Source organism: Pantoea sp. KPR_PJ (assembly GCF_041386365.1).
Taxonomy (GTDB): Bacteria; Pseudomonadota; Gammaproteobacteria; order Enterobacterales; family Enterobacteriaceae; genus Pantoea.
In genome coordinates, this window is sequence record NZ_JABMIK010000009.1 from 17,849 (window position 1) to 38,819 (window position 20,971).

Genomic DNA, 20,971 nt, shown 5'->3' on the forward strand with positions numbered 1-20,971 from the left:
CAGTGCGGGCTTTTTTTTCGGCATAAATTCAGGAGAGCTCAACTATGCGAGTGCTGAAATTCGGCGGGACCTCAGTGGCGAATGCGGAACGTTTTCTTCGCGTCGCTGACATTTTGGAAAGTAATGCGCAGCAGGGACAGGTTGCCACCGTACTCTCTGCACCCGCAAAGATCACTAATCACCTGGTGGCGATGATTGAAAAGACCATCAGCGGCCAGGACGCTTTGCCTAACCTGGTTGACGCTGAACGCATCTTTGACGATCTGCTGCAAGGGCTGGCGACGGCGCAGCCAGGCTTTGATTATGACGGACTGAAAACCCGCGTCGATCTCGAGTTCGCCCAGCTCAAACAGGTGCTGCATGGCATCAGCCTGCTGGGGCAGTGTCCGGACAGCGTCAATGCTGCCATTATCTGTCGCGGTGAAAAGCTTTCTATTGCCATTATGGAAGCGCTGCTACTGGCGCGCGGCCATGGCGTGACGGTGATCGATCCAGTTGAGAAGCTGCTGGCCATTGGTCACTATCTTGAGTCCACTGTCGATATCCCGGAGTCAACGCGTCGCATTGCCGCCAGCCAGATCCCACCGCAGAATATGATCCTGATGGCCGGCTTTACCGCAGGCAATGAAAAGGGCGAGCTGGTAGTGCTGGGCCGCAACGGCTCTGACTACTCTGCTGCCGTCCTGGCTGCCTGCCTGCGCGCTGACTGCTGCGAGATCTGGACAGATGTCGATGGTGTTTATACCTGCGATCCGCGCCAGGTACCGGATGCGCGCCTGCTGAAATCAATGTCCTACCAGGAAGCGATGGAGCTCTCCTACTTTGGTGCCAAAGTCCTGCATCCGCGCACGATTGCCCCTATCGCCCAGTTTCAGATCCCCTGCCTGATTAAAAATACCGCAAACCCACAAGCGCCGGGCACCTTGATCGGCGGCGAAGGCGAGCAGGATGAGAACCCCGTTAAGGGCATCACCAATCTGAATAATATGGCGATGTTCAACGTTTCAGGCCCGGGCATGAAAGGCATGATCGGTATGGCAGCCCGCGTCTTTGCCGCGATGTCGCGCACCGGAATTTCCGTCGTGTTGATTACTCAGTCTTCTTCAGAGTACAGCATCAGTTTCTGCGTACCGCAGAATGAGCAGGCACGCGCGCGCCGCGTGCTGGAAGATGAGTTCTATCTGGAACTGAAAAATGGCCTGCTCGATCCGCTAGAGGTGATGGAGCAGCTGGCGGTAATTTCGGTGGTGGGCGACGGCATGCGCACGCTGCGCGGGATCTCCGCCAAATTCTTCTCGGCGCTGGCTCGCGCCAATATCAATATCGTGGCTATCGCCCAGGGTTCATCAGAGCGTTCTATTTCAGTGGTCGTCAGCAACGACGCTGCAACCACGGGCGTACGCGTCGTGCACCAGATGCTGTTTGCCACCGATCAGGTTATTGAGGTCTTTGTGGTGGGCGTCGGCGGCGTCGGCGGCGCGTTGCTGGATCAGCTTTATCGCCAGCAGGCGTGGCTGAAGCAGAAGCATATCGATCTGCGCGTCTGTGGTATCGCCAATTCGCGCGCGCTGCTCACCAACGTGCACGGCATCGACCTGAGCGACTGGAAAGGTGCGCTGAGCGGAGCCAAAGAGCCGTTTAATCTCGACCGTCTCAACCGACTGGTAAAAGAGTATCATCTGCTGAATCCGGTGATTGTCGACTGTACCTCCAGCCAGGCGGTTGCTGACCAGTACGCCGATTTTCTGGCTGACGGTTTCCACGTGGTGACGCCCAACAAAAAGGCCAACACCTCCTCGTGGAATTACTATCAGCAGATGCGTGCCGCCGCCGCACAGTCGCGCCGCAAATTTCTCTACGATACCAACGTTGGCGCAGGGCTGCCGGTGATTGAGAACCTGCAAAACCTGCTTAACGCCGGCGACGAACTGATAACGTTCTCCGGCATCCTGTCAGGATCGCTCTCCTTTATTTTCGGCAAGCTGGACGAGGGGATATCGCTCTCTGAGGCGACAAAGATGGCGCGCGAGATGGGCTTTACCGAGCCCGACCCGCGTGACGATCTCTCCGGCATGGATGTGGCACGCAAACTGCTGATTCTGGCGCGAGAAGCGGGTCATCAGCTTGAGCTAAGCGACATTGAGATTGAGCCGCTGCTGCCCGCCAGCCTGACGGAAATCGCCGATACAGAGGCTTTTATGCAGCGCCTGCCGGAACTGGATAACGCCTTTGCCGCGCGCGTTGCCAAAGCGCGTGATGAGGGTAAAGTGTTACGTTTTGTCGGGGCGATTGAAGAGGGCGGCGTCTGTAAAGTGAAGATCGACGCGGTCGACAGCAACGATCCGCTCTATAAAGTGAAAAATGGCGAGAACGCGCTGGCCTTTTACAGCCGCTATTACCAGCCGATTCCGCTGGTGCTGCGTGGATACGGCGCAGGAAATGATGTGACGGCGGCAGGTGTTTTTGCCGACCTGCTGCGTACGCTGTCGTGGAAGTTGGGAGTTTAATGATGGTAAAAGTTTATGCACCCGCCTCGATAGGCAACGTCAGCGTCGGCTTTGATGTGCTGGGCGCGGCGGTGTCTCCGGTGGATGGCACCTTACTGGGCGACTGCGTTTCAGTAGAAGCAGCGCAGCACTTTACGCTGCAAAACAGCGGGCGTTTCGTCAGCAAACTGCCGGCCGACCCTAAAGAGAACATTGTCTACCAGTGCTGGCAGCGTTTCTGCGAGGAAATTGGCGAAGAAGTCCCGGTTGCCATGACGCTGGAAAAAAACATGCCGATCGGTTCTGGCCTGGGCTCCAGCGCCTGTTCAGTGGTTGCGGGTCTGATGGCAATGAATGAACACTGCGGCAAGCCCCTGAACGACAATCAGCTACTGACGCTGATGGGTGAGCTGGAAGGGCGCATTTCTGGCAGCGTCCATTACGATAACGTTGCGCCGTGTTTCCTTGGCGGCATTCAGTTGATGCTGGAAGAGAACGGGATCATCAGCCAGGCCGTGCCGGGCTTTGATGACTGGCTCTGGGTAATGGCCTATCCGGGCATCAAAGTGTCGACCGCCGAAGCGCGCGCGATTCTGCCTGCGCAGTATCGCAAAGAGGATGTCATCAAACATGGCCGCCTGCTGGCGGGCTTTATTCACGCCTGCCATACTCGCCAGCCGCTGCTGGCCGCTAAACTGATGCAGGACGTGATCGCCGAACCTTACCGTACCAGACTGCTGCCAGGCTTTGCCGAGGCACGCCAGGCCGCAGCCGATATCGGTGCGCTGGCCTGCGGGATCTCTGGTTCAGGCCCCACACTTTTCGCCGTTTGTCATCAGATGGAAACGGCACAGCGGATGGCGGACTGGCTGCGCCAGCACTATCTGCAGAATGATGAAGGCTTCGTCCATATTTGCCGTCTTGATACGGTCGGCGCACGTAAACTGGGATAACGCATGAAACTCTACAACCTTAAAGATCATAACGAGCAGGTGAGCTTTTCGCAGGCGGTGAAACAGGGCCTGGGCTCGCAGCAAGGGCTGTTTTTCCCGCTTGAACTGCCAGAATTTGAGCTGACCGATATCGACGCGATGCTGGAAATGGATTTCGTCAGCCGCAGCAGCAAAATTCTTTCTGCCTATATTGGTGATGAAATTGCGCCGCACCAGCTGGCCGAGCGCGTAAAAACCGCCTTTGCCTTTCCTGCACCGGTCGCCAAAGTCAGTGACGATATCTCCTGCCTTGAGCTGTTCCATGGCCCGACGCTGGCGTTTAAAGATTTCGGCGGGCGCTTTATGGCGCAGATGCTCTCTTACGTCTCCGGCGCAGATGAACAGATCACTATTCTTACCGCGACCTCTGGCGACACCGGCGCGGCCGTAGCGCACGCGTTTTACGGCATGGAAAATGTGCGCGTGGTGATCCTCTATCCGCAGGGCAAAATCAGTCCTTTGCAGGAGAAGCTGTTCTGTACCCTGGGCGGTAATATTGAAACCATTGCTATCGACGGTGACTTTGATGCCTGCCAGGCGCTGGTGAAACAGGCGTTTGACGACGAGGAGCTGAAGCAGGCGATAGGTCTGAACTCTGCCAACTCTATCAACATCAGCCGTCTGCTGGCCCAGATCTGCTACTACTTTGAAGCGGTAGCGCAGCTGCCGCAGGAGAAGCGCAACCAGCTGGTGGTGTCAGTGCCAAGCGGTAACTTTGGCGATCTGACGGCGGGTCTGCTGGCGAAATCACTCGGCCTTCCGATCAAGCGCTTTATCGCCGCCACCAATGCCAACGACACCGTGCCGCGCTTCCTGCAGGGCGGCAGCTGGACGCCAAACGCTACGGTTGCCACGCTGTCGAACGCCATGGATGTCAGCCAGCCGAATAACTGGCCGCGCGTGGAGGAGCTGTTCCGCCGTAAAACCTGGCGCCTGACCGATCTCGCCTACGGCGCTGTGAGCGATGAGACCACCGAAGCGACGATGCGCGAGCTGGCTGAAATCGGCTATATCTCCGAACCGCATGCCGCTATTGCCTATCGTCTGCTGCGCGATCAGCTGCAGGAAGGAGAGTTTGGCCTGTTCCTCGGCACGGCGCATCCGGCGAAATTTAAGGAAAGTGTGGAAGCGATCCTGGGTCAGACGCTGCCGCTGCCGCAGGAACTGGCCGATCGCGCCGGGCTGCCGCTGCTGTCGCACAAGATGCAGGCCGATTTCGCGCCGCTGCGCGCGTTTCTTCTGCAGGCGTAATCCTGCCGCTCAGCGCGCTGTCCGGGGCTTTGCCTCCGTCGGCGCGCTGAACATTCCCGCTAGTTATAGACGAGATTAAACGTCGCCATACTGTCCGCTTTGCCGGCCATCACCTGCGCATCCGTCTGGATGTATTGCGCGTTGAACTCCAGCGTTTGAGTCTGATTAGGCGTGTTGAGCGTGGCCATTACGGGCAGCTGATCGGTGGGCTTATTCAGCGGCACGCGCGAACCTGGCTCAACCTTCATGCCTGAACCGTAGGAGAGCACGATGCCGACGCCCGATGCCGAATTCGCCTGGGGTGCCAGCGCCAGCGCATCTTTATTCCCGCTGGCCGCCATGCCAAAGAATCCCACTTTAATCGAGGCGTTGTTTTCGCACCGAACCTGTATCTGGAAACGTTTTTCGCTACCCGCTGTACTGCCCACGCCGTGAAATTCGCTTTTGCTGACTTTGCCCATATTTACGTTAATGGTCGACTGACTGGACGTTACTGCACAGCTGCCATACTTCACGGTAAAACTGGACAGGAGAAGCCGCGGCTTGTCGGCTATTGGCTGACTGCTGGCGGCGCTGTTGCCCACCTGTAAGGAGGCCGTGCCGATGGTGGTTTCAGGTATGCTGGCTGGCTGATTTCCCGGATGAAGCGGCGAGCCTTGCGTCGGTATTTTATAAAAGACGAGATAGGATTGCAGGGTGAGCGTTCTGGCCTGGCTGATCTGTGCGTTCATCATCGAGTTGCAAACAGAGGTGCGCTTGCCTTTTGCCGACGTGTCGTAAAAGGTACCGCCGCAGTAAGTCGGTTCTTTAAAACCAATGGCAAAACCAATGCCGTTGGTCCCCGCAACGCGATAAATCGGCGTGCTGTGACCGCCAGCGAGTGTCGCATGCAGGCCGCTCTCTTCGGCATCAATCGTATAGCCGATATCCTTATAATTCAGGCCGCTTTCGCCGCTGTTTTTATTGCAGCTAAAGGCATTGTCATTATTCAGCGGCATCTGCGCTGAAATCGGCGTACCGTCCGCTGCACCCGGCAGATAGTTAACATCATGGGTCTGCACCACAATCTGGCTGACGCCGTGACACTCTTCCTGGGCGAGGGTAGGCAGGCTGTACAGGGTTGCTAAAGCCAGCAACGGTATTTTGACAAAAAAAGTTGAGTTCATTGGCAGTTCCTGTTGATTACTGACAGGTAACAGAGATCAGTTTGATCGTACTGGTTGTAGGGGTATCTGGCAGGCGGAAGGGCGCACGGCAGGTTTTTGCCATGCCATCCTCCCGCCAGGTCAGAATTAGCGTTCCCTGAGACGGTACGCCGCCGAGATAAAGCTGCCCTTTTTCGGCGACAATACCGCTGCTGCTGCTACCTTCTCCCTGCTCTGGCGTATCTACTTTGGCGTCGGCACCGAATGGTGGCGGTTCGCCGTGATAAGCCAGCGTAAAGAGCACGCGATTGCCGATATGCGTGGCGTAGTCAATCATCACCACTGCACCGCTGGTTGGGATCGTTGTTTGCGCGCCAGAGTCGACGTCGACATTATCCGGCAACGTATCCTCCTCTAGCTCAATGCTGTTTTTTTGATAGGGCGACAGAGAGGGCACCACCGCATAGCCGCGCCCATCAGTGCTAACGTCGCTGGCACTCTGGATGGCAACGTTGCCGGCGTCAGGCACCCGAACAATGGCAAAGGTGTCGCTCAGCGGCTGGCTCAGGGTCAGGCCATGTGCATGCGCAACGATACCGCCCGACAGGCCATAGCTGAGTTGGCTGCTGTGTTTGTCATGACTGATGCCCAGGCTGGCCGTACCGCGACTGCCGCGATAGCTTAGTGAGGCATTACTGTTAACGCTCTGTCCTTTGTTGTCATAGCCCTGTTGCAGGCTGTAATAGAGATTTTTGCCCTCCAGCATCGATCCTGACAGGGCGACTTGCTGGGATGTGTTTCTGGAGTTGTCAGTGTTCATGCTGTAACTGACTGAACTGTCCGGCAGCAGGGTACTGAGGGGAATGCTGATGTTGAAGGTGATGGAGCGATCCGCTTTTTTGCTGCCGCTGGAGCCGGTGTAAAAGTAACCCACTCCCCATGAGGCGCTTTTGAAGACGCTGTAAAAGCCGAGGTGCAACGTGCGCTCCTGGCGGCCGGTTCGCCAGTAATTTTGCATATAAGCGGAGAAACTCAGGCTGCCATAGTCGCCAATACCTTGTGAAACAGACACTTCTGAACGGCTGCGTTTACTGTCAACAAAGGTAGTGGGATTTATCAGTGCGTTTGCTTCGCTGAAAGAGTAGAAGCCGCCGGATGAGTAGCGATAATTCGCCATGCTGAAGGTGGTATCGGTCGTAGCGAAATTTTTCTGATACTGCACGCGTACCGACTGCCCCACGCTGTGCTTGCCTTCAGGCAGCGCAGTTTTTGCCAGGCTAACATCTACGCCAAAAGAGCCAAAGTCACCTAATCCTTTTCCCAGACCAGCTGCCAGAGCATGATAATTTCGAGCCAGTAGCGCGCCGCCGAAGGCGGTAAAGTCCATGGGTAAGCCATAAAACAGCGTGGACTGCATAAATGTCGGCGACTGGAGTGATGTGCTGCCAGCGTAGTGATAACGGCCTGCGCTGATGCTATATCGCTGATGCCCCTGGCGCAGCATGAAAGGAATGGCAGAGTAGGGCTGGGTAAACTTGCGTTCCGTGCCGTCGTTCTCTTTGATGACGACTTCGAGATCGCCACTTTGCGACGTGGGGTAGAGATCTTTGATCTCAAATGCCCCTGGCGCTACCTGAGTTTCATAGATCACATAGCCGTGCTGGCTCACGGTCACTCTGGCGTTGCTGTGGGCAATGCCATGAATGACTGGCGCGAAGCCACGCTGGCTGTCCGGCAGCATATTGTCGTCAGATGTCATCTTAACCCCGCGGAACTGCACGCTGTCGAACACTTCACCAGAGGTATAGGTATCGCCTATACGAAACTGACTGCGCAGGGTTTTAATGTCGCGTTCAAGATAGGTTGTTTGCGACTGCCAGTGACTGGTCAGATCGTGACGGTAAGAGGACGTATTGCGCAGACGCCAGGCGCCAAGATTGGCACCGCTGTGCAGACTCAGCAGGGCAGACTGCCAGTCGCTGCTGGCATCCTGGGAATGGGAGCCGGACAGGGTGTAATTAACAAAGACGGCTGGAATACCTTCATCCCACTTAGTGGGATCGATATCGTCATCTTTTTTTTCCATCATGGCGATTTGCGGAATGCTGATATTCAGCTGCTGCTGCGAAAAATCAAATCGGGTTGACGCGTTGGGAATAAAATCTCCCAGCTCCTGCACCGTTTCGCCATCTTTTAATCGATCAAAAGCCGAGAACGCGTGAACGTTGACACCCATCTCCGCCAACTGAGCCACCGTCAGCAGCGGAACCAGACCATGGCGTCCTTCCACAAAGGTTACGTCGCGGCTCTCATACATATTATCATTCAGCAGAACGGCCACATGATAGGTGCCGGGCTGCTCGCCACCTTCCCGGCTGAAATAGTGCAGATCCGCAGTTTTCTGCTGCGCTGAGGAGAACTCCAGCGCGGCAGGATTAAAGTAATCCTCTGCAAAAGCATTTCGCCCCGGGCTAATGAGTATCAGTAAACCCGGCAGACCCGCCATCCAAAAGGAGCAAGAATGGCGGGTTTTAATTTTGCAGACCAGGGAGCTTACTTTCACGTCGATATTTCCAGAGGCGATTCGCTAAAACAGTGTTTTACGCGGCGCGGAACAGGACAATTAACGGGTCTGCTCTGGCGTGGTTCCACCAAAATCGTTTATTGCTGACCAGGTAACGGAACCCGCACCGGTCGTCGTCCAGCGTTTATCTTCTCCTGGGCCAATCATGCCGGGCTGCTGAATTTCATGGCCGCCGACGCTCAGCTTGTAAAAAGAGATGAAATAGGGAGTAGGGTTATGCCCAATAAGCTGATTGCCTTCGCGATGAAAAGTAAGCTTTTGCCAGGCATCGGTTGCCGATCCGGTCAAGCCTTTAGGACGATAAAAAAGTTTGAACTTAGATTTAATATTAATTTGCAGCTCGTTACTCTGATCGCGCGACGAAGGCGCAATCGATTTAACGTTCAGCCAAAATACAGACTCGCGATCTTTCGGCAACGGCAGGCCGTTATAGTTGATACGGAGTATATTTTCTTTTTCTGCATCAAGACGAAACAGCGGCGGCGTAATAATAAAAGGCACCGGAGCTTGACTGTTATCAAAGTTTTCAATCCATGACTGCACCAGGTAGGGCGTATCTTTATCCTGGTTGGTCACCGTTAATGTGGCTTCTTTTTTTCCTTCCTGGAAAACGACGCGGGTTCCGCCCATCACAATACCTGCTTGCGCCGTTATACTCAGCAGAGAAGCTGAAAGAAGAACCAAAGTTCTTATTTTTTTAAAAATAAACACTTTCATTGCGATTATTCTTTTCAGGAAGTAGCTGGCAGGGTTTCCCCTGCCTTTGCTTAGTTGTAAATCATCACGAAATTAGAAGTAGCATTTGCCTGACCAGTGGTGATGGTTGCACCATCGCTTTTATAATCGGCATAGAAGTTCAGATCTGCTGAACCGCCATCATTGCCGCTACCGCTGGTAACATTGACCGCTTTGGAAATTGAGCCGATAGATACCGGGCTGGTGCGGTCAGCCTCATAGAGTTTGATACCAACGCCGGTTGCGCCGCCGCTTGCTTTCAACAGTGTGCTGTCGCCGTTGTCTTTATCCCCATCAAACAGCACAGCCACTGTCGCCACCGACTGAGGGCAATGTTTCACTGAAATAGTGAAAGGCGTTTGTGTTGTCTCTGTACGTCTTACAAAGTAAGATTTTGCCCATTTGCCTAAATCAACGCTTTGGTTCTTGCTCGCCGTTGAGATTTCGCAAGACACATCCGAAATTTCGCCAGTGAATTTGATTTCGCCGCCTGCGCCCTGGGTACCGGCACTTGTGCCCGGGTTGGGAGTAATGGGTGAAGGACCATTAGCAGGCCCAGCCAAAGCCGCGCCCGAGGTCATGAAGCCTGCTAGAATTAGGGGTAAAAAGCTGTTTTTAATCTTCATTGAAAATATCTCTTTGAGTACATGCTAAGTGATCAGCAAAGCTTTGCTTTGCGACCTGATCGCCTTGCAACGCCTGTATGGCCTGACTCATCTGGGCAGACCAGGAGGCTAAATATTATTGGCGACAGGAGTTATATAAATATTCAACAAAAATCGAGAAAGGAAAAAACATGCTGTCAGATGATAAATGTTCTCATGGTTAACTTTTTCGAAACATGAGTGACCAATAAATAGCTGGCATGAATTGATTTAATAAAAATTGTTAATAGTGCTCTGTTTGATCTTAATAACAGGCATGAATTCAGGGGGATCCCTGGCGTAACAAAAAACGGCTGGTCAGGAGAGAAGGTGATTGCATTATTGCCATGACGGTGAAGCGTTTGCCGCCGCTCAGCGGCGGCAAACCCCTTTTAATTTTGCTCGTAGCGCTTGAATACCAGCTCATTCTCGCTGCTGGCTTCCGCATCATAAAAATAACCCTCCACATCAAACTGTTTCAACGCCGCCGGATCGGTCAGGCGCTGCTGAATGATGTAGCGGCTCATCAATCCGCGTGCTTTTTTCGCATAGAAGCTAATGACCTTGAACGCGCCATTTTTCTCGTCCAGGAATACCGGTTTAATCAGACGCGCGTTTAGCTGCTTTGGCTTAATCGCACGGAAATACTCGTCTGACGCCAGGTTAATCAGCACTTTATCACCCTGAGCTTCAAGCGCGGCGTTCAGATGCTCTGTCAGCAGATCGCCCCAGAAGCTATAGAGGTCTTGCCCTGCCGGGGTAGCCAGTTTAGTGCCCATTTCCAGGCGGTAGGGCTGCATCAGATCCAGCGGGCGCAGCACGCCATACAGGCCTGACAGCATGCGCAGATGCTGCTGAGCAAAATCGAAATCGGCTTCGCTGAACGTTTCCGCCTGCAGGCCGGTATAAACGTCGCCTTTAAAGGCCAGAATCGCCTGACGTGCATTATCCGGCGTAAAATCGGGCTGCCAGCTATTGAAACGTTCAACATTCAGATGCGCCAGCTTATCGCTGATGCTCATAAGCGAAGCGATTTGGGCCGGTGAGAGATCGCGCGCCACCTCAATCAGCTGTTGTGACTTTTCTAACAGGGCAGGCTGGGTAAAACGCTGCGTTGCCAGCGGGCTGCTAAAATCGAGCGTTTTGGCGGGTGAGATCACCATTAACATAGTCGCTTCCTCGGTTATCCTTTGTTGTCACAGGAAAAGGGCTGTTTATCAGGTCGCGAGTGTAACAAAAAAGCCGCCGCAAACGGCAAATCACAGTCATTCGTCAGCACTATCGTAAACGGCATCGGGTGACCTTGCGCGTCGGTTGCCGCATGATATTATCGCAACAGCCTTTTTCACCCTGACATTACAGAAGAGATAAGAGACATGACGGACAAACTGACCTCCCTGCGTCAACTGACCACCGTTGTCGCCGATACCGGTGATATCGCAGCGATGAAGCTGTACCAGCCGCAAGACGCGACGACGAACCCTTCTTTGATTCTCAATGCCGCGCAAATCCCTGAATACCGCAAGCTGATTGATGAAGCCATTGTCTGGGCACGCGAGCAGAACGGCAGCAAAGAAGAGCTGATCTCGCTGGTGTCAGACAAGCTGGCCGTTAACATTGGACTGGAAATTCTGAAACTGATTCCAGGCCGCATTTCGACCGAAGTCGATGCGCGTCTCTCCTACGACACCGAAGGCAGCATCGCGAAAGCGCGTAGCCTGATCAAACTCTATAACGACGCTGGCATCAGCAACGACCGTATTTTGATCAAGCTGGCCTCGACCTGGCAGGGCATCCGCGCAGCAGAGCAGCTGGAGAAAGAGGGCATCAACTGTAACCTGACGCTGCTGTTCTCTTTCGCCCAGGCGCGCGCCTGTGCCGAAGCGGGTGTTTTCCTGATTTCTCCGTTCGTTGGCCGTATCCTCGACTGGTACAAAAACAACACTGATAAAAAAGAGTATGCGCCACATGAAGATCCGGGCGTGGTGTCCGTGTCTGAAATCTACAGCTACTACAAGCAGCACGGCTATGAAACTGTGGTGATGGGCGCAAGCTTCCGAAACGTCGGTGAGATTCTGGAATTAGCGGGCTGCGACCGTCTGACCATTTCCCCGGCACTGCTGAAAGAGCTGGCGGAGAGCGAAGGCACCGTCGAGCGTAAGCTGAGCTACAGCGGCGATGTGAAAGCGCGTCCGGCGAAAATGACCGAATCTGAGTTCCTGTGGCAGCATAATCAGGATCCTATGGCCGTGGCGAAACTGGCTGAAGGTATCCGCAATTTTGCCGTTGACCAGGGCAAACTTGAGAAGATGATTGCGGATCTGCTCTGATTTTTCACCGTGGCGGCCAGCCGCCACGGTTTTCTCTTTGCCCCACTTTCTATTATCCTTCCTGCTATTGCTCTCTTCTTCTTACCGCATTGCGGTCAACCAGGTAAAAAACGCATGGATACTTTACGCATTGGCCTGATCTCCGTTTCCGATCGCGCCGCGAATGGCATTTATCAGGATCAGGGTATTCCCGCGCTGGAAGCCTGGCTCAGCAGCGCGCTGGCCACCCCCTTTATTACTGAAACTCGTCTGGTGCCCGATGAGCAGCCGCTGATCGAGCAGGCCATCTGCGAACTGGTCGATGAGCGTTTTTGCCATCTGGTGCTGACAACCGGGGGGACAGGGCCAGCGCGGCGTGATGTGACGCCCGACGCCACGCTGGCGATTGCCGATCGTGAAATGCCCGGCTTCGGTGAGCAGATGCGTCAAATCAGTCTGCAGTTTGTCCCTACCGCGATTCTGTCGCGTCAGGTTGGCGTCATTCGTAAACAGTCGCTGGTGCTGAATTTACCGGGACAGCCAAAATCGATTAAGGAGACGCTGGAAGGCCTGAAAGATCCTGAAGGCAAGGTGAAGGTGCCTGGTATTTTTGCTGCTGTACCTTATTGTTTACAACTTCTGGAAGGGCCCTATGTGGAAACTCATCGTGAAGTGGTAGCAGCTTTTCGCCCTAAAAGCGCGATACGAGAGATAAATAACTAAATATCGGGGATTTCAGGCATAGCCTCTGGTGGAACTGGTGTGGAGAAAGATTGACGGTATAGTAAGGCTGTATTGACAACTTTCTCTTCTGCCCTGGAAGCCATGCCTTTATGGAATCGCATACCTCTGACTCACATCGCCTGACCGGAAAAGATTACAAAACGCTGTCGCTGGCCGCACTCGGTGGCGCACTTGAGTTCTACGACTTTATCATTTTCGTTTTTTTCGCTGCGATCATTGGCGAACTCTTTTTCCCGCCCGATATTCCTGACTGGCTACGTCAGCTACAGACCTTTGGCATTTTTGCCGCCGGTTATCTGGCGCGCCCGCTGGGTGGACTGGTCATGGCGCACTTCGGGGATAAGGTGGGGCGCAAAAAAATGTTCAGCCTGAGCATCTTGCTGATGGCGTTGCCGACCCTGGCGATGGGCATTCTTCCTACCTATGACACCGCGGGCATTATTGCTCCGCTGCTGATGCTAATGCTGCGCCTGTTGCAGGGGGCCGCTATCGGCGGTGAAGTGCCGGGAGCCTGGGTTTTTGTGGCGGAGCATGTGCCAGAAAAGCGGGTCGGTTTTGCCTGTGGTACGCTGACCGCAGGACTGACAGCCGGGATTTTACTGGGATCGCTGGTAGCCACTGCCATCAACAGCAGCCTGTCGCCGCAGACGGTCGCCAGCATCGGCTGGCGTATTCCTTTCTTCCTGGGCGGCCTGTTTGGCCTGCTGGCCATGTATCTGCGTCGCTGGCTCCATGAGACACCGGTATTTAAGCAGATGCAGCAGCGAAAAACCCTTGCCGATACGCTGCCACTAAAAACCGTGCTTACCCATCATAAAGGCGGCATTGTGCTCTCTATGCTGCTTACCTGGCTGCTCTCTGCCTGTATTGTGGTCGTGATTTTGATGGCTCCGGCGCTGATGCAGAAACAGCACGGCATCAGCGCAGCGCTCAGTTTACAGGCGAACTGTCTGGCGACTGTGATGCTGCTGGCGGGCTGCGTGATAGCCGGATGGCTGGTGGACTGGATGGGGGCGGCAAAAACGCTGACCGGCGGCTCGCTGCTGTTAGCAATCTGCAGCTGGCACTTCTTTTCGCACCAGACGGCGGACGCGGCAAGTTTATTTGTTAACTATGGCCTCGCCGGGCTGAGCGTAGGGGTTGCTGGCGTTGTGCCTTTTCTTATGGTGCGCGCTTTCCCGGCGGCGGTACGCTTTACCGGCATCTCCTTTTCCTACAATGTGGCCTATGCCATTTTTGGGGGGCTGACGCCGATTTTTGTAACCTTAATCCTGCGTCTGACGCCGATGGCTCCGGCCTGGTATGTGCTGGCACTGGCGGTACTCGGCATGTTGACTGGCCTGTGGTTGCACAATGGCGGACGGCAAAACCACCTGGTGAGTGAAACGCGGCTGTAATGATATGGCAGGCTGCATCGGCAACGGCTTTCTGTTACGCCACATCGGTCTTCAGCCGGGTGGCGTTGTTGGCAAGGCCAGCCTGCCAGTCTGACCGCACGTTTTATTTTCCCTGCAACAGACGAAAAGGGTTGATGCAACAGCGCAAAGAGCAAGGTTAAGCACGTTCATGTTTTTTGGCGACGACAGGGCAGGTAAGTATGTCAGCCCCGGATCATTCGTTGATTACTGAACAGCAAAGCGAAAGAGGGGCACAAACGCGTTTTGATAAGGGCTATTCCTGGTTTTTCGCTTTACGGGGCGCGCATTTTTCGCTGCATCATCTTCAGCCAGCGTCATTTTCAACAGGTAATTTCATCGTGGCCACTCTCCCCTGCATCCGCACGCAAAATAAAGCGTAAATCCTCTGCAGAAGCGCGACCTGAAAAATTTTTTTCTTTTAACCCTTGATGCGCTTCGAAGCGGCCCCATTTAGTTGTCATCGAGCGTTGTGAGTCCGGGAAAAAAAGCGAGTAGTGGCGGTTGAAAGCCAATAAAGCGCCCGCATTAAAGGTTCACAACCCAAATTGACAAAGAATTTAAGTGGGAGACGTTTAGATGGGTAAGATTATTGGTATTGACCTGGGTACAACCAACTCTTGTGTTGCGATTATGGACGGCACCAAAGCACGCGTGCTGGAGAATGCCGAGGGCGATCGCACCACGCCTTCAATTATTGCGTATACGCAGGATGGCGAAACTCTGGTTGGTCAACCGGCTAAACGTCAGGCGGTGACTAACCCGCAGAACACGCTGTTTGCTATCAAGCGTCTGATCGGCCGTCGTTTCCAGGATGAAGAAGTACAGCGCGACATCAAAATCATGCCGTACAAAATCACCTCTTCTGACAACGGTGACGCCTGGCTGGACGTAAAAGGCCAGAAAATGGCTCCGCCGCAGATCTCTGCGGAAGTCCTGAAAAAAATGAAAAAGACCGCTGAAGATTACCTCGGCGAGCCGGTTACCGAAGCGGTTATTACCGTTCCGGCCTACTTCAACGATGCGCAGCGTCAGGCCACGAAAGATGCCGGTCGTATCGCTGGTCTGGAAGTAAAACGTATCATCAACGAACCTACCGCAGCTGCACTGGCCTACGGTCTGGACAAAGGTCAGGGCAACCGTACTATCGCGGTCTATGACCTGGGTGGCGGTACCTTCGATATCTCTATTATCGAAATCGACGAAGTTGATGGCGAAAAAACCTTTGAAGTGCTTGCGACCAACGGTGATACCCACCTGGGTGGTGAAGACTTCGACAGCCGCCTGATTAACTATCTGGTTGCAGAATTCAAAAAAGATCAGGGCATCGATCTGCACAACGATCCGCTGGCAATGCAGCGTCTGAAAGAAGCTGCAGAGAAAGCGAAAATTGAGCTCTCTTCTGCGCAGCAGACCGACGTTAACCTGCCGTACATCACGGCTGATGCAACCGGTCCGAAGCACCTGAACATCAAAGTGACCCGCGCTAAGCTGGAGTCGCTGGTAGAAGATCTGGTGAGCCGCTCTATCGAGCCGCTGAAAGTGGCATTGCAGGATGCGGGTCTCTCTGTTTCTGACATCAATGACGTTATCCTGGTCGGCGGTCAGACTCGTATGCCGATGGTACAGTCCAAAGTCGCTGAGTTCTTTGGTAAAGAGCCGCGTAAAGACGTGAACCCGGATGAAGCTGTTGCCGTGGGTGCTGCGGTACAGGGCGGCGTGCTGGCGGGTGACGTGAAAGATGTTCTGCTGCTGGACGTGACTCCGCTGTCGCTGGGTATTGAAACCATGGGCGGCGTGATGACTTCGCTGATCAGCAAGAACACCACGATTCCGACCAAGCACAGCCAGGTGTTCTCAACAGCAGAAGACAACCAGTCAGCCGTGACCATTCACGTTCTGCAGGGTGAGCGTAAGCGTTCAAGCGACAACAAATCGCTGGGCCAGTTTAACCTGGACGGTATCCAGCCTGCGCCGCGCGGTATGCCGCAGATTGAAGTCACCTTCGACATCGATGCGGACGGTATCCTGCACGTCTCTGCTAAGGACAAGAACAGCGGTAAAGAGCAGAAGATCACCATCAAAGCCTCTTCTGGCCTGAACGAGGACGAGATCGAAAAAATGGTTCGCGATGCAGAAGCGAATGCTGAATCGGATCGCAAGTTCGAAGAGCTGGTGCAGACGCGTAACCAGGGCGACCAGATTGCGCACAGCACCCGTAAGCAGCTGGAAGAAGCCGGTGACAAACTCTCTGCCGATGACAAAGCGCCTATCGAAGCAGCACTGAGCGAGCTGGAAGCGGCGCTGAAAGGCGAAGATAAAGAAGCCATCGACGCCAAAATGCAGGCGCTGATGCAGGTTTCCAGCAAGCTGATGGAAGCGGCACAGCAGCAGGCACAGGCTGGCGGGGCTGATGCAGCCGACGCTTCTGCGAAGAAAGATGACGACGTTGTCGACGCTGAATTCGAAGAAGTGAAAGATAACAAAAAATAATTGCCCCTGACCGGGCGCGACGGTTGGCCTGACAGCCGTTGAAACCAGCACGGGCGTAGGAGATCTCTCCACGCCCGTGCGAGCATGTTAAGGGCTAAGAAAATATGGCGAAGAGTGACTACTACGAGATTTTAGGCGTCTCCAAATCCGCAGACGAACGTGAAATTAAAAAGGCGTATAAACGCCTGGCAATGAAGTATCACCCTGACCGCAATCCGGGTGACAAAGAAGCGGAAGCCAAATTCAAAGAGGTTAAGGAAGCCTACGAAATCCTGACCGACGCGCAAAAACGCGCGGCATACGATCAATACGGCCATGCAGCGTTTGAACAGGGCGGCATGGGCGGTGGTGGATTCGGCGGCGGCGGCTTTGGCGGCGGCGGCGCAGACTTCAGCGATATCTTTGGCGACGTTTTCGGCGATATCTTTGGCGGCGGTCGTCGTCAGCGCGCAGCGCGCGGTGCCGATTTACGCTACAACATGGAGCTGACGCTGGAAGAAGCGGTGCGCGGCGTGACCAAAGAGATCCGCATCCCAACGCTGCAGGAGTGTGACGTTTGCCACGGCAGCGGTGCGAAATCTGGCACGCAGCCGCAGACCTGTCCAACCTGTCACGGTGCAGGCCAGGTGCAGATGCGTCAGGGCTTCTTTACCGTACAGCAGGCGTGTCCGACCTGTCACGGCCGTGGCTCGGTGATTAAAGATCCGTGCAATGCCTGTCACGGACATGGTCGCGTTGAGAAGTCGAAAACCCTGTCGGTGAAAATTCCCGCAGGTGTCGACACTGGCGACCGCATTCGTCTGAGTGGTGAAGGTGAAGCGGGTGAGCAGGGCGCACCGGCTGGCGATCTCTACGTTCAGGTATCGGTGAAGAAACACCCCATCTTCGAACGCGAAGATAATAATCTTTACTGTGAAGTACCGATCAACTTCGCGATGGCGGCTCTGGGCGGCGAAATTGAGGTGCCGACGCTGGATGGCCGCGTGAAGCTGAAAGTCCCGGCTGAAACCCAGACGGGTAAGCTGTTCCGCATGCGCGGCAAAGGCGTCAAATCTGTCCGTGGCGGCGCAGTAGGCGATCTGCTCTGTCGTGTGGTAGTGGAAACCCCGGTCAATCTGAATGAAAAACAGAAAAAGCTGCTGCGTGACCTGGAAGAGAGCTTTGGCGGCCCGACGGGTGAAAATAACAGCCCGCGCTCTAAAAGCTTCTTCGACGGCGTTAAGAAATTTTTTGACGACCTGACCCGTTAACGGATCGGCCTTACTCCCTGCTAAGCCAGCGCTCTGTCGCTGGCTTTTTTTCGCCTGCAAACGCCCGAATGTCTCCTCCTGGGCAATAAACCTTTGTTACAAACTGTTATCATTAGCGCCTGTTTGCTTTTTATTTTTCTGAAAAGGATGGCTTAGTGAATATCGGGCTAAAAAAACTGCTCAATAATGACGCAACCAGCGGCGTGGTGCTAATTCTTGCGGCGGCGCTGGCGATGTTTCTGGCGAATAACGCCTCGACGCAGCAGGGCTATCAAAACCTGCTAACCATACCGGTAGAGTTTCGCTTCGGCGCGCTCGATATCAGCAAGAATCTGCTGCTGTGGATTAACGATGCGCTGATGGCCATATTCTTTCTGCTGGTCGGCCTGGAAGTGAAGCGCGAAATGGTGATGGGAGCGCTGGCGAAGCGTGAACAGGCCATTTTTCCGCTGATTGCCGCACTGGGCGGTATGGTGATGCCTGGCCTGCTGTTTCTGGCTTTTAACGGCGCAGATGCGGCGACGCGCAGCGGCTGGGCCATTCCGACCGCTACGGATATCGCTTTTGCACTGGGCATTCTTGCGCTGCTGGGCAGCCGCGTTCCGCCTGCGCTAAAAATTTTTCTGATGGCGCTGGCGATCATCGACGATCTGGGCGCGATAGTGATTATTGCGCTGTTCTACACCAGCGATCTGTCGATGATGGCGCTGGTCATTGCTGCTCTGGCGATAGCGGTACTGGCGGCGATGAACCTGCTGAACATTCGCAACACGGGACTCTATCTGCTGGCTGGACTGATATTGTGGACTGCCGTGCTCAAGTCCGGCGTGCACGCCACGCTGGCTGGTGTGGTTGTGGGTTTCCTGATCCCGCTGAAAAAGCAGGAGGGACATTCGCCAGCCATTCACCTGGAGCATGCGCTGCATCCCTGGGTGCGCTGGCTGATTCTGCCGCTGTTCGCCTTTGCCAATGCGGGCGTCTCGCTTGAGGGTATCCATGCTGGCGATATTTTGTCCCTTCTACCGCTGGGCATTATGGCCGGGCTACTGTTGGGTAAACCCCTCGGTATTACGCTGTTCTGCTGGCTTGCAGTAAAACTCAGGCTGGCGACGCTGCCGAAAAATACGACCCTGACCGATATCGCCGCGGTTGGCGTGCTGTGCGGCATTGGCTTCACTATGTCGATTTTTATTGCCTCGCTGGCCTATGGCGAAAGCAACCCGCAGCTGATTACTCTGGCGAAGCTGGGCATTCTGATGGGGTCGGTGTTGTCGGCGGTGGCGGGCTATGTGATTTTGAGCAGGCGCCTGGCGCGCCGGGGCGTGGCCTGATACAGACGAAAAAAAACCGGCTAAGCGCCGGTTCTTTTTTACAAAGCGATGAACAAAGGCTTACGCCATTTTGTTGATCTGAGCAGTCAGGTTAGCTTTATGACGTGCTGCTTTGTTTTTGTGGATCAGACCTTTAGCAGCCTGACGGTCCACGATTGGTTGCATTTCGTTAAATGCGTTCTGCGCAGCAGCTTTGTCGCCAGCTGCGATCGCCGCGTATACTTTCTTAACGAAAGTACGCATCATAGAACGACGGCTCGCGTTATGCTTGCGACGTTTTTCAGATGTTACGGCGCGTTTCTTAGCTGATTTGATATTAGCCAAGGTCCAACTCCCAAATGTGTTCTATATGGACAAATCAAAGGCCGAGGACTATGCCTTTTGAGCCTTCTTTTGTCAATGGATTTGTGCAAATAAGCGTCGTTTTACAAACCACGCTCGGTTACGTAATTGATGGCGCAAGATTCTACCAGCTTCGCCGCATTGAATACAGCGTTTCGCAACAAAATTCTTAGCCTGGAGACGCAGACGCGCCAGGCCCTGATAAATCGCGCGCTGCTCAGGAAAGGTGTCGTTAACGGGTTAACCTTCGACCCTTTCAAGGGTATAATCCGCCGATTTCCACCGGTTTGAGTCAGCCATGAAGTTTATCCGCGGTATTCATAATCTAAACGAGCAGCATCGCGGCTGCGTCCTGACCATTGGTAACTTCGACGGCGTGCATCGCGGCCATCAGGCGCTGATGTCGCGCCTGTGCGAAGAGGGACGAAAACGCCAGCTTCCGGTGATGGTGATGCTGTTTGAACCGCAGCCGCTTGAACTGTTCGCCGGAGACAAAGCACCTGCCCGGCTTACACGCCTGCGTGAGAAGCTGAAATATCTGGCGGAAGCGGGCGTTGATCGCGTGCTGTGCGTACGCTTTGATCGTCGCTTTGCTGCACAGTCCGCGCAGTGCTTTATCACCGATCTGCTGGTGGATAAGCTTGGCGTCAACTATCTGGCGGTCGGCGATGATTTCCGCTTTGGCGCTGGTCGTCATGGCGATTTCCTGTTATTACAGAAAGCCGGTGCCGAATACGGCTTTGACGTGGTCAGCACTGAGACCTTTTGCGACGGTGGTAAGCGTATCAGCAGTACTGCCGTGCGTCAGGCGCTGGCCGATGACAACCTGGTGCTGGCGCAAACGCTGCTGGGCCATCCCTTCAGTATCTCTGGCCGCGTCGTGCATGGCGATGCGCTGGGGCGCACCATCGGTTTCCCTACGGCAAACCTTCCTTTACGGCGCACTGTCTCGCCGGTAAAAGGCGTTTATGCGGTGGAAGTGCTTGGTCTGGGCACACCGGTTCCAGGCGTCGCGAATATTGGCACGCGACCGACGGTAAAAGGATTGCGCCAGCAGCTTGAAGTTCACCTGCTTGACATCAATATCAATCTGTATGGAAAGCACATTGATGTGGTGCTGAAGCATAAAATACGTAACGAGCAGCGCTTTGCCTCACTGGAGGCGTTGAAAGAACAAATTGCGAAAGATGTGGTAACCGCCCGGCAATTCTTTGGGCTTTAATCCCGCGAAATACGGAAACGAGAATCTG

General features: G+C 54.4%; 17 protein-coding genes and 1 other annotated feature (1 of these 18 only partly in view). Of the genes, 10 read left to right on the forward strand and 7 right to left on the reverse strand.

Annotated features, from left to right (window positions below):
- Nucleotides 1-19: a sequence feature (Thr leader region), on the forward strand (it extends 98 nt beyond the left edge of the window).
- Between the two features lie 25 nt (nt 20-44).
- From thrA to thrC, 3 genes are read left to right on the forward strand one after another with little or no spacing between them, the layout of a single operon-like run.
- Complete coding sequence (thrA, locus tag HP564_RS16970) at nt 45-2,507, forward strand: bifunctional aspartate kinase/homoserine dehydrogenase I (RefSeq protein WP_371245007.1); 2,463 nt, start codon at nt 45-47, stop codon at nt 2,505-2,507.
- A 2-nt stretch (nt 2,508-2,509) separates the two neighbouring features.
- Nucleotides 2,510-3,439, forward strand: coding sequence for a homoserine kinase (gene thrB / locus HP564_RS16975; protein WP_371245154.1), 930 nt, complete (start codon nt 2,510-2,512; stop codon nt 3,437-3,439).
- A gap of 3 nt (nt 3,440-3,442) precedes the next feature.
- Nucleotides 3,443-4,729 (forward strand): threonine synthase, encoded by a 1,287-nt coding sequence (gene thrC, locus HP564_RS16980; RefSeq protein ID WP_371245008.1) that lies wholly within the window; start codon nt 3,443-3,445, stop codon nt 4,727-4,729.
- Between the two features lie 59 nt (nt 4,730-4,788).
- Here thrC and HP564_RS16985 read toward each other — a convergent pair whose 3' ends face one another.
- From HP564_RS16985 to yaaA, 5 genes are all read right to left on the reverse strand, one after another.
- Nucleotides 4,789-5,895 (reverse strand): fimbrial protein, encoded by a 1,107-nt coding sequence (locus HP564_RS16985; protein WP_371245009.1) that lies wholly within the window; start codon nt 5,893-5,895, stop codon nt 4,789-4,791.
- 16 nt (nt 5,896-5,911) lie between these two features.
- Nucleotides 5,912-8,437 carry a fimbria/pilus outer membrane usher protein gene (locus tag HP564_RS16990; RefSeq protein WP_371245010.1) on the reverse strand — a complete coding sequence of 842 codons (2,526 nt, stop codon included), beginning with the start codon at nt 8,435-8,437 and terminating at the stop codon, nt 5,912-5,914.
- A gap of 60 nt (nt 8,438-8,497) precedes the next feature.
- Nucleotides 8,498-9,175, reverse strand: coding sequence for a molecular chaperone (locus tag HP564_RS16995; RefSeq protein WP_371245011.1), 678 nt, complete (start codon nt 9,173-9,175; stop codon nt 8,498-8,500).
- Nucleotides 9,176-9,225: 50 nt separating this feature from the next.
- A complete protein-coding gene (locus HP564_RS17000) occupies nt 9,226-9,819 on the reverse strand; it encodes a fimbrial protein (RefSeq protein WP_371245012.1) in 594 nt (197 codons plus the stop codon).
- Nucleotides 9,820-10,229: 410 nt separating this feature from the next.
- Entirely contained in the window at nt 10,230-11,006 is a 777-nt protein-coding gene (gene yaaA, locus HP564_RS17005) for a peroxide stress protein YaaA (protein ID WP_371245013.1), read from the reverse strand.
- A gap of 207 nt (nt 11,007-11,213) precedes the next feature.
- Between yaaA and tal the strand changes: the two genes are divergently transcribed.
- From tal to HP564_RS17020, 3 genes are all read left to right on the forward strand, one after another.
- On the forward strand, nt 11,214-12,167 hold the full coding sequence (gene tal / locus HP564_RS17010; protein WP_371245014.1) for a transaldolase: 954 nt from the start codon (nt 11,214-11,216) through the stop codon (nt 12,165-12,167).
- A gap of 114 nt (nt 12,168-12,281) precedes the next feature.
- On the forward strand, nt 12,282-12,869 hold the full coding sequence (gene mog, locus HP564_RS17015; protein WP_371245015.1) for a molybdopterin adenylyltransferase: 588 nt from the start codon (nt 12,282-12,284) through the stop codon (nt 12,867-12,869).
- A 110-nt stretch (nt 12,870-12,979) separates the two neighbouring features.
- Nucleotides 12,980-14,287, forward strand: a complete 1,308-nt coding sequence (locus HP564_RS17020) for an MFS transporter (RefSeq protein ID WP_371245016.1) — start codon at nt 12,980-12,982, stop codon at nt 14,285-14,287.
- Nucleotides 14,288-14,628: 341 nt separating this feature from the next.
- Here HP564_RS17020 and HP564_RS17025 read toward each other — a convergent pair whose 3' ends face one another.
- Nucleotides 14,629-14,820 carry a hypothetical protein gene (locus tag HP564_RS17025; RefSeq protein ID WP_371245017.1) on the reverse strand — a complete coding sequence of 64 codons (192 nt, stop codon included), beginning with the start codon at nt 14,818-14,820 and terminating at the stop codon, nt 14,629-14,631.
- Nucleotides 14,821-14,884: 64 nt separating this feature from the next.
- Here HP564_RS17025 and dnaK point away from each other — a divergent pair, with 64 nt between their 5' ends.
- The 3 genes from dnaK to nhaA all read left to right on the forward strand — a co-directional run bounded on the left by dnaK (nt 14,885) and on the right by nhaA (nt 19,379).
- The gene (gene dnaK / locus HP564_RS17030; protein ID WP_371245018.1) at nt 14,885-16,798 is read left to right on the forward strand and encodes a molecular chaperone DnaK; all 1,914 of its coding nucleotides are present in this window, start codon (nt 14,885-14,887) and stop codon (nt 16,796-16,798) included.
- A 104-nt stretch (nt 16,799-16,902) separates the two neighbouring features.
- Nucleotides 16,903-18,048 carry a molecular chaperone DnaJ gene (gene dnaJ / locus HP564_RS17035; RefSeq protein ID WP_371245019.1) on the forward strand — a complete coding sequence of 382 codons (1,146 nt, stop codon included), beginning with the start codon at nt 16,903-16,905 and terminating at the stop codon, nt 18,046-18,048.
- A 155-nt stretch (nt 18,049-18,203) separates the two neighbouring features.
- Nucleotides 18,204-19,379: a Na+/H+ antiporter NhaA gene (gene nhaA / locus HP564_RS17040; RefSeq protein WP_371245020.1), complete on the forward strand. Its 1,176-nt coding sequence runs from the start codon at nt 18,204-18,206 to the stop codon at nt 19,377-19,379.
- 60 nt (nt 19,380-19,439) lie between these two features.
- Here the strand turns inward: nhaA and rpsT are convergent, their stop codons facing one another.
- Entirely contained in the window at nt 19,440-19,703 is a 264-nt protein-coding gene (gene rpsT, locus HP564_RS17045; protein WP_033749434.1) for a 30S ribosomal protein S20, read from the reverse strand.
- Nucleotides 19,704-20,019: 316 nt separating this feature from the next.
- Between rpsT and ribF the strand changes: the two genes are divergently transcribed.
- The gene (gene ribF / locus HP564_RS17050) at nt 20,020-20,943 is read left to right on the forward strand and encodes a bifunctional riboflavin kinase/FAD synthetase (RefSeq protein ID WP_371245021.1); all 924 of its coding nucleotides are present in this window, start codon (nt 20,020-20,022) and stop codon (nt 20,941-20,943) included.
- The last annotated feature ends 28 nt before the right edge of the window (nt 20,944-20,971 follow it).

Bases quoted from the DNA above. Each gene is read 5' to 3' on its own strand.
- tal (WP_371245014.1), top strand. From the start codon at position 11,214: ATGACGGACAAACTGACCTCCCTGCGTCAACTGACCACCGTTGTCGCC.
- HP564_RS17020 (WP_371245016.1), top strand. From the start codon at position 12,980: ATGGAATCGCATACCTCTGACTCACATCGCCTGACCGGAAAAGATTAC.
- ribF (WP_371245021.1), top strand. From the start codon at position 20,020: ATGAAGTTTATCCGCGGTATTCATAATCTAAACGAGCAGCATCGCGGC.
- HP564_RS16985 (WP_371245009.1), bottom strand. From the start codon at position 5,895: ATGAACTCAACTTTTTTTGTCAAAATACCGTTGCTGGCTTTAGCAACC.
- yaaA (WP_371245013.1), bottom strand. From the start codon at position 11,006: ATGTTAATGGTGATCTCACCCGCCAAAACGCTCGATTTTAGCAGCCCG.
- mog (WP_371245015.1), top strand. From the start codon at position 12,282: ATGGATACTTTACGCATTGGCCTGATCTCCGTTTCCGATCGCGCCGCG.
- thrC (WP_371245008.1), top strand. From the start codon at position 3,443: ATGAAACTCTACAACCTTAAAGATCATAACGAGCAGGTGAGCTTTTCG.
- HP564_RS17000 (WP_371245012.1), bottom strand. From the start codon at position 9,819: ATGAAGATTAAAAACAGCTTTTTACCCCTAATTCTAGCAGGCTTCATG.
- thrA (WP_371245007.1), top strand. From the start codon at position 45: ATGCGAGTGCTGAAATTCGGCGGGACCTCAGTGGCGAATGCGGAACGT.
- thrB (WP_371245154.1), top strand. From the start codon at position 2,510: ATGGTAAAAGTTTATGCACCCGCCTCGATAGGCAACGTCAGCGTCGGC.
- HP564_RS16995 (WP_371245011.1), bottom strand. From the start codon at position 9,175: ATGAAAGTGTTTATTTTTAAAAAAATAAGAACTTTGGTTCTTCTTTCA.
- dnaJ (WP_371245019.1), top strand. From the start codon at position 16,903: ATGGCGAAGAGTGACTACTACGAGATTTTAGGCGTCTCCAAATCCGCA.
- dnaK (WP_371245018.1), top strand. From the start codon at position 14,885: ATGGGTAAGATTATTGGTATTGACCTGGGTACAACCAACTCTTGTGTT.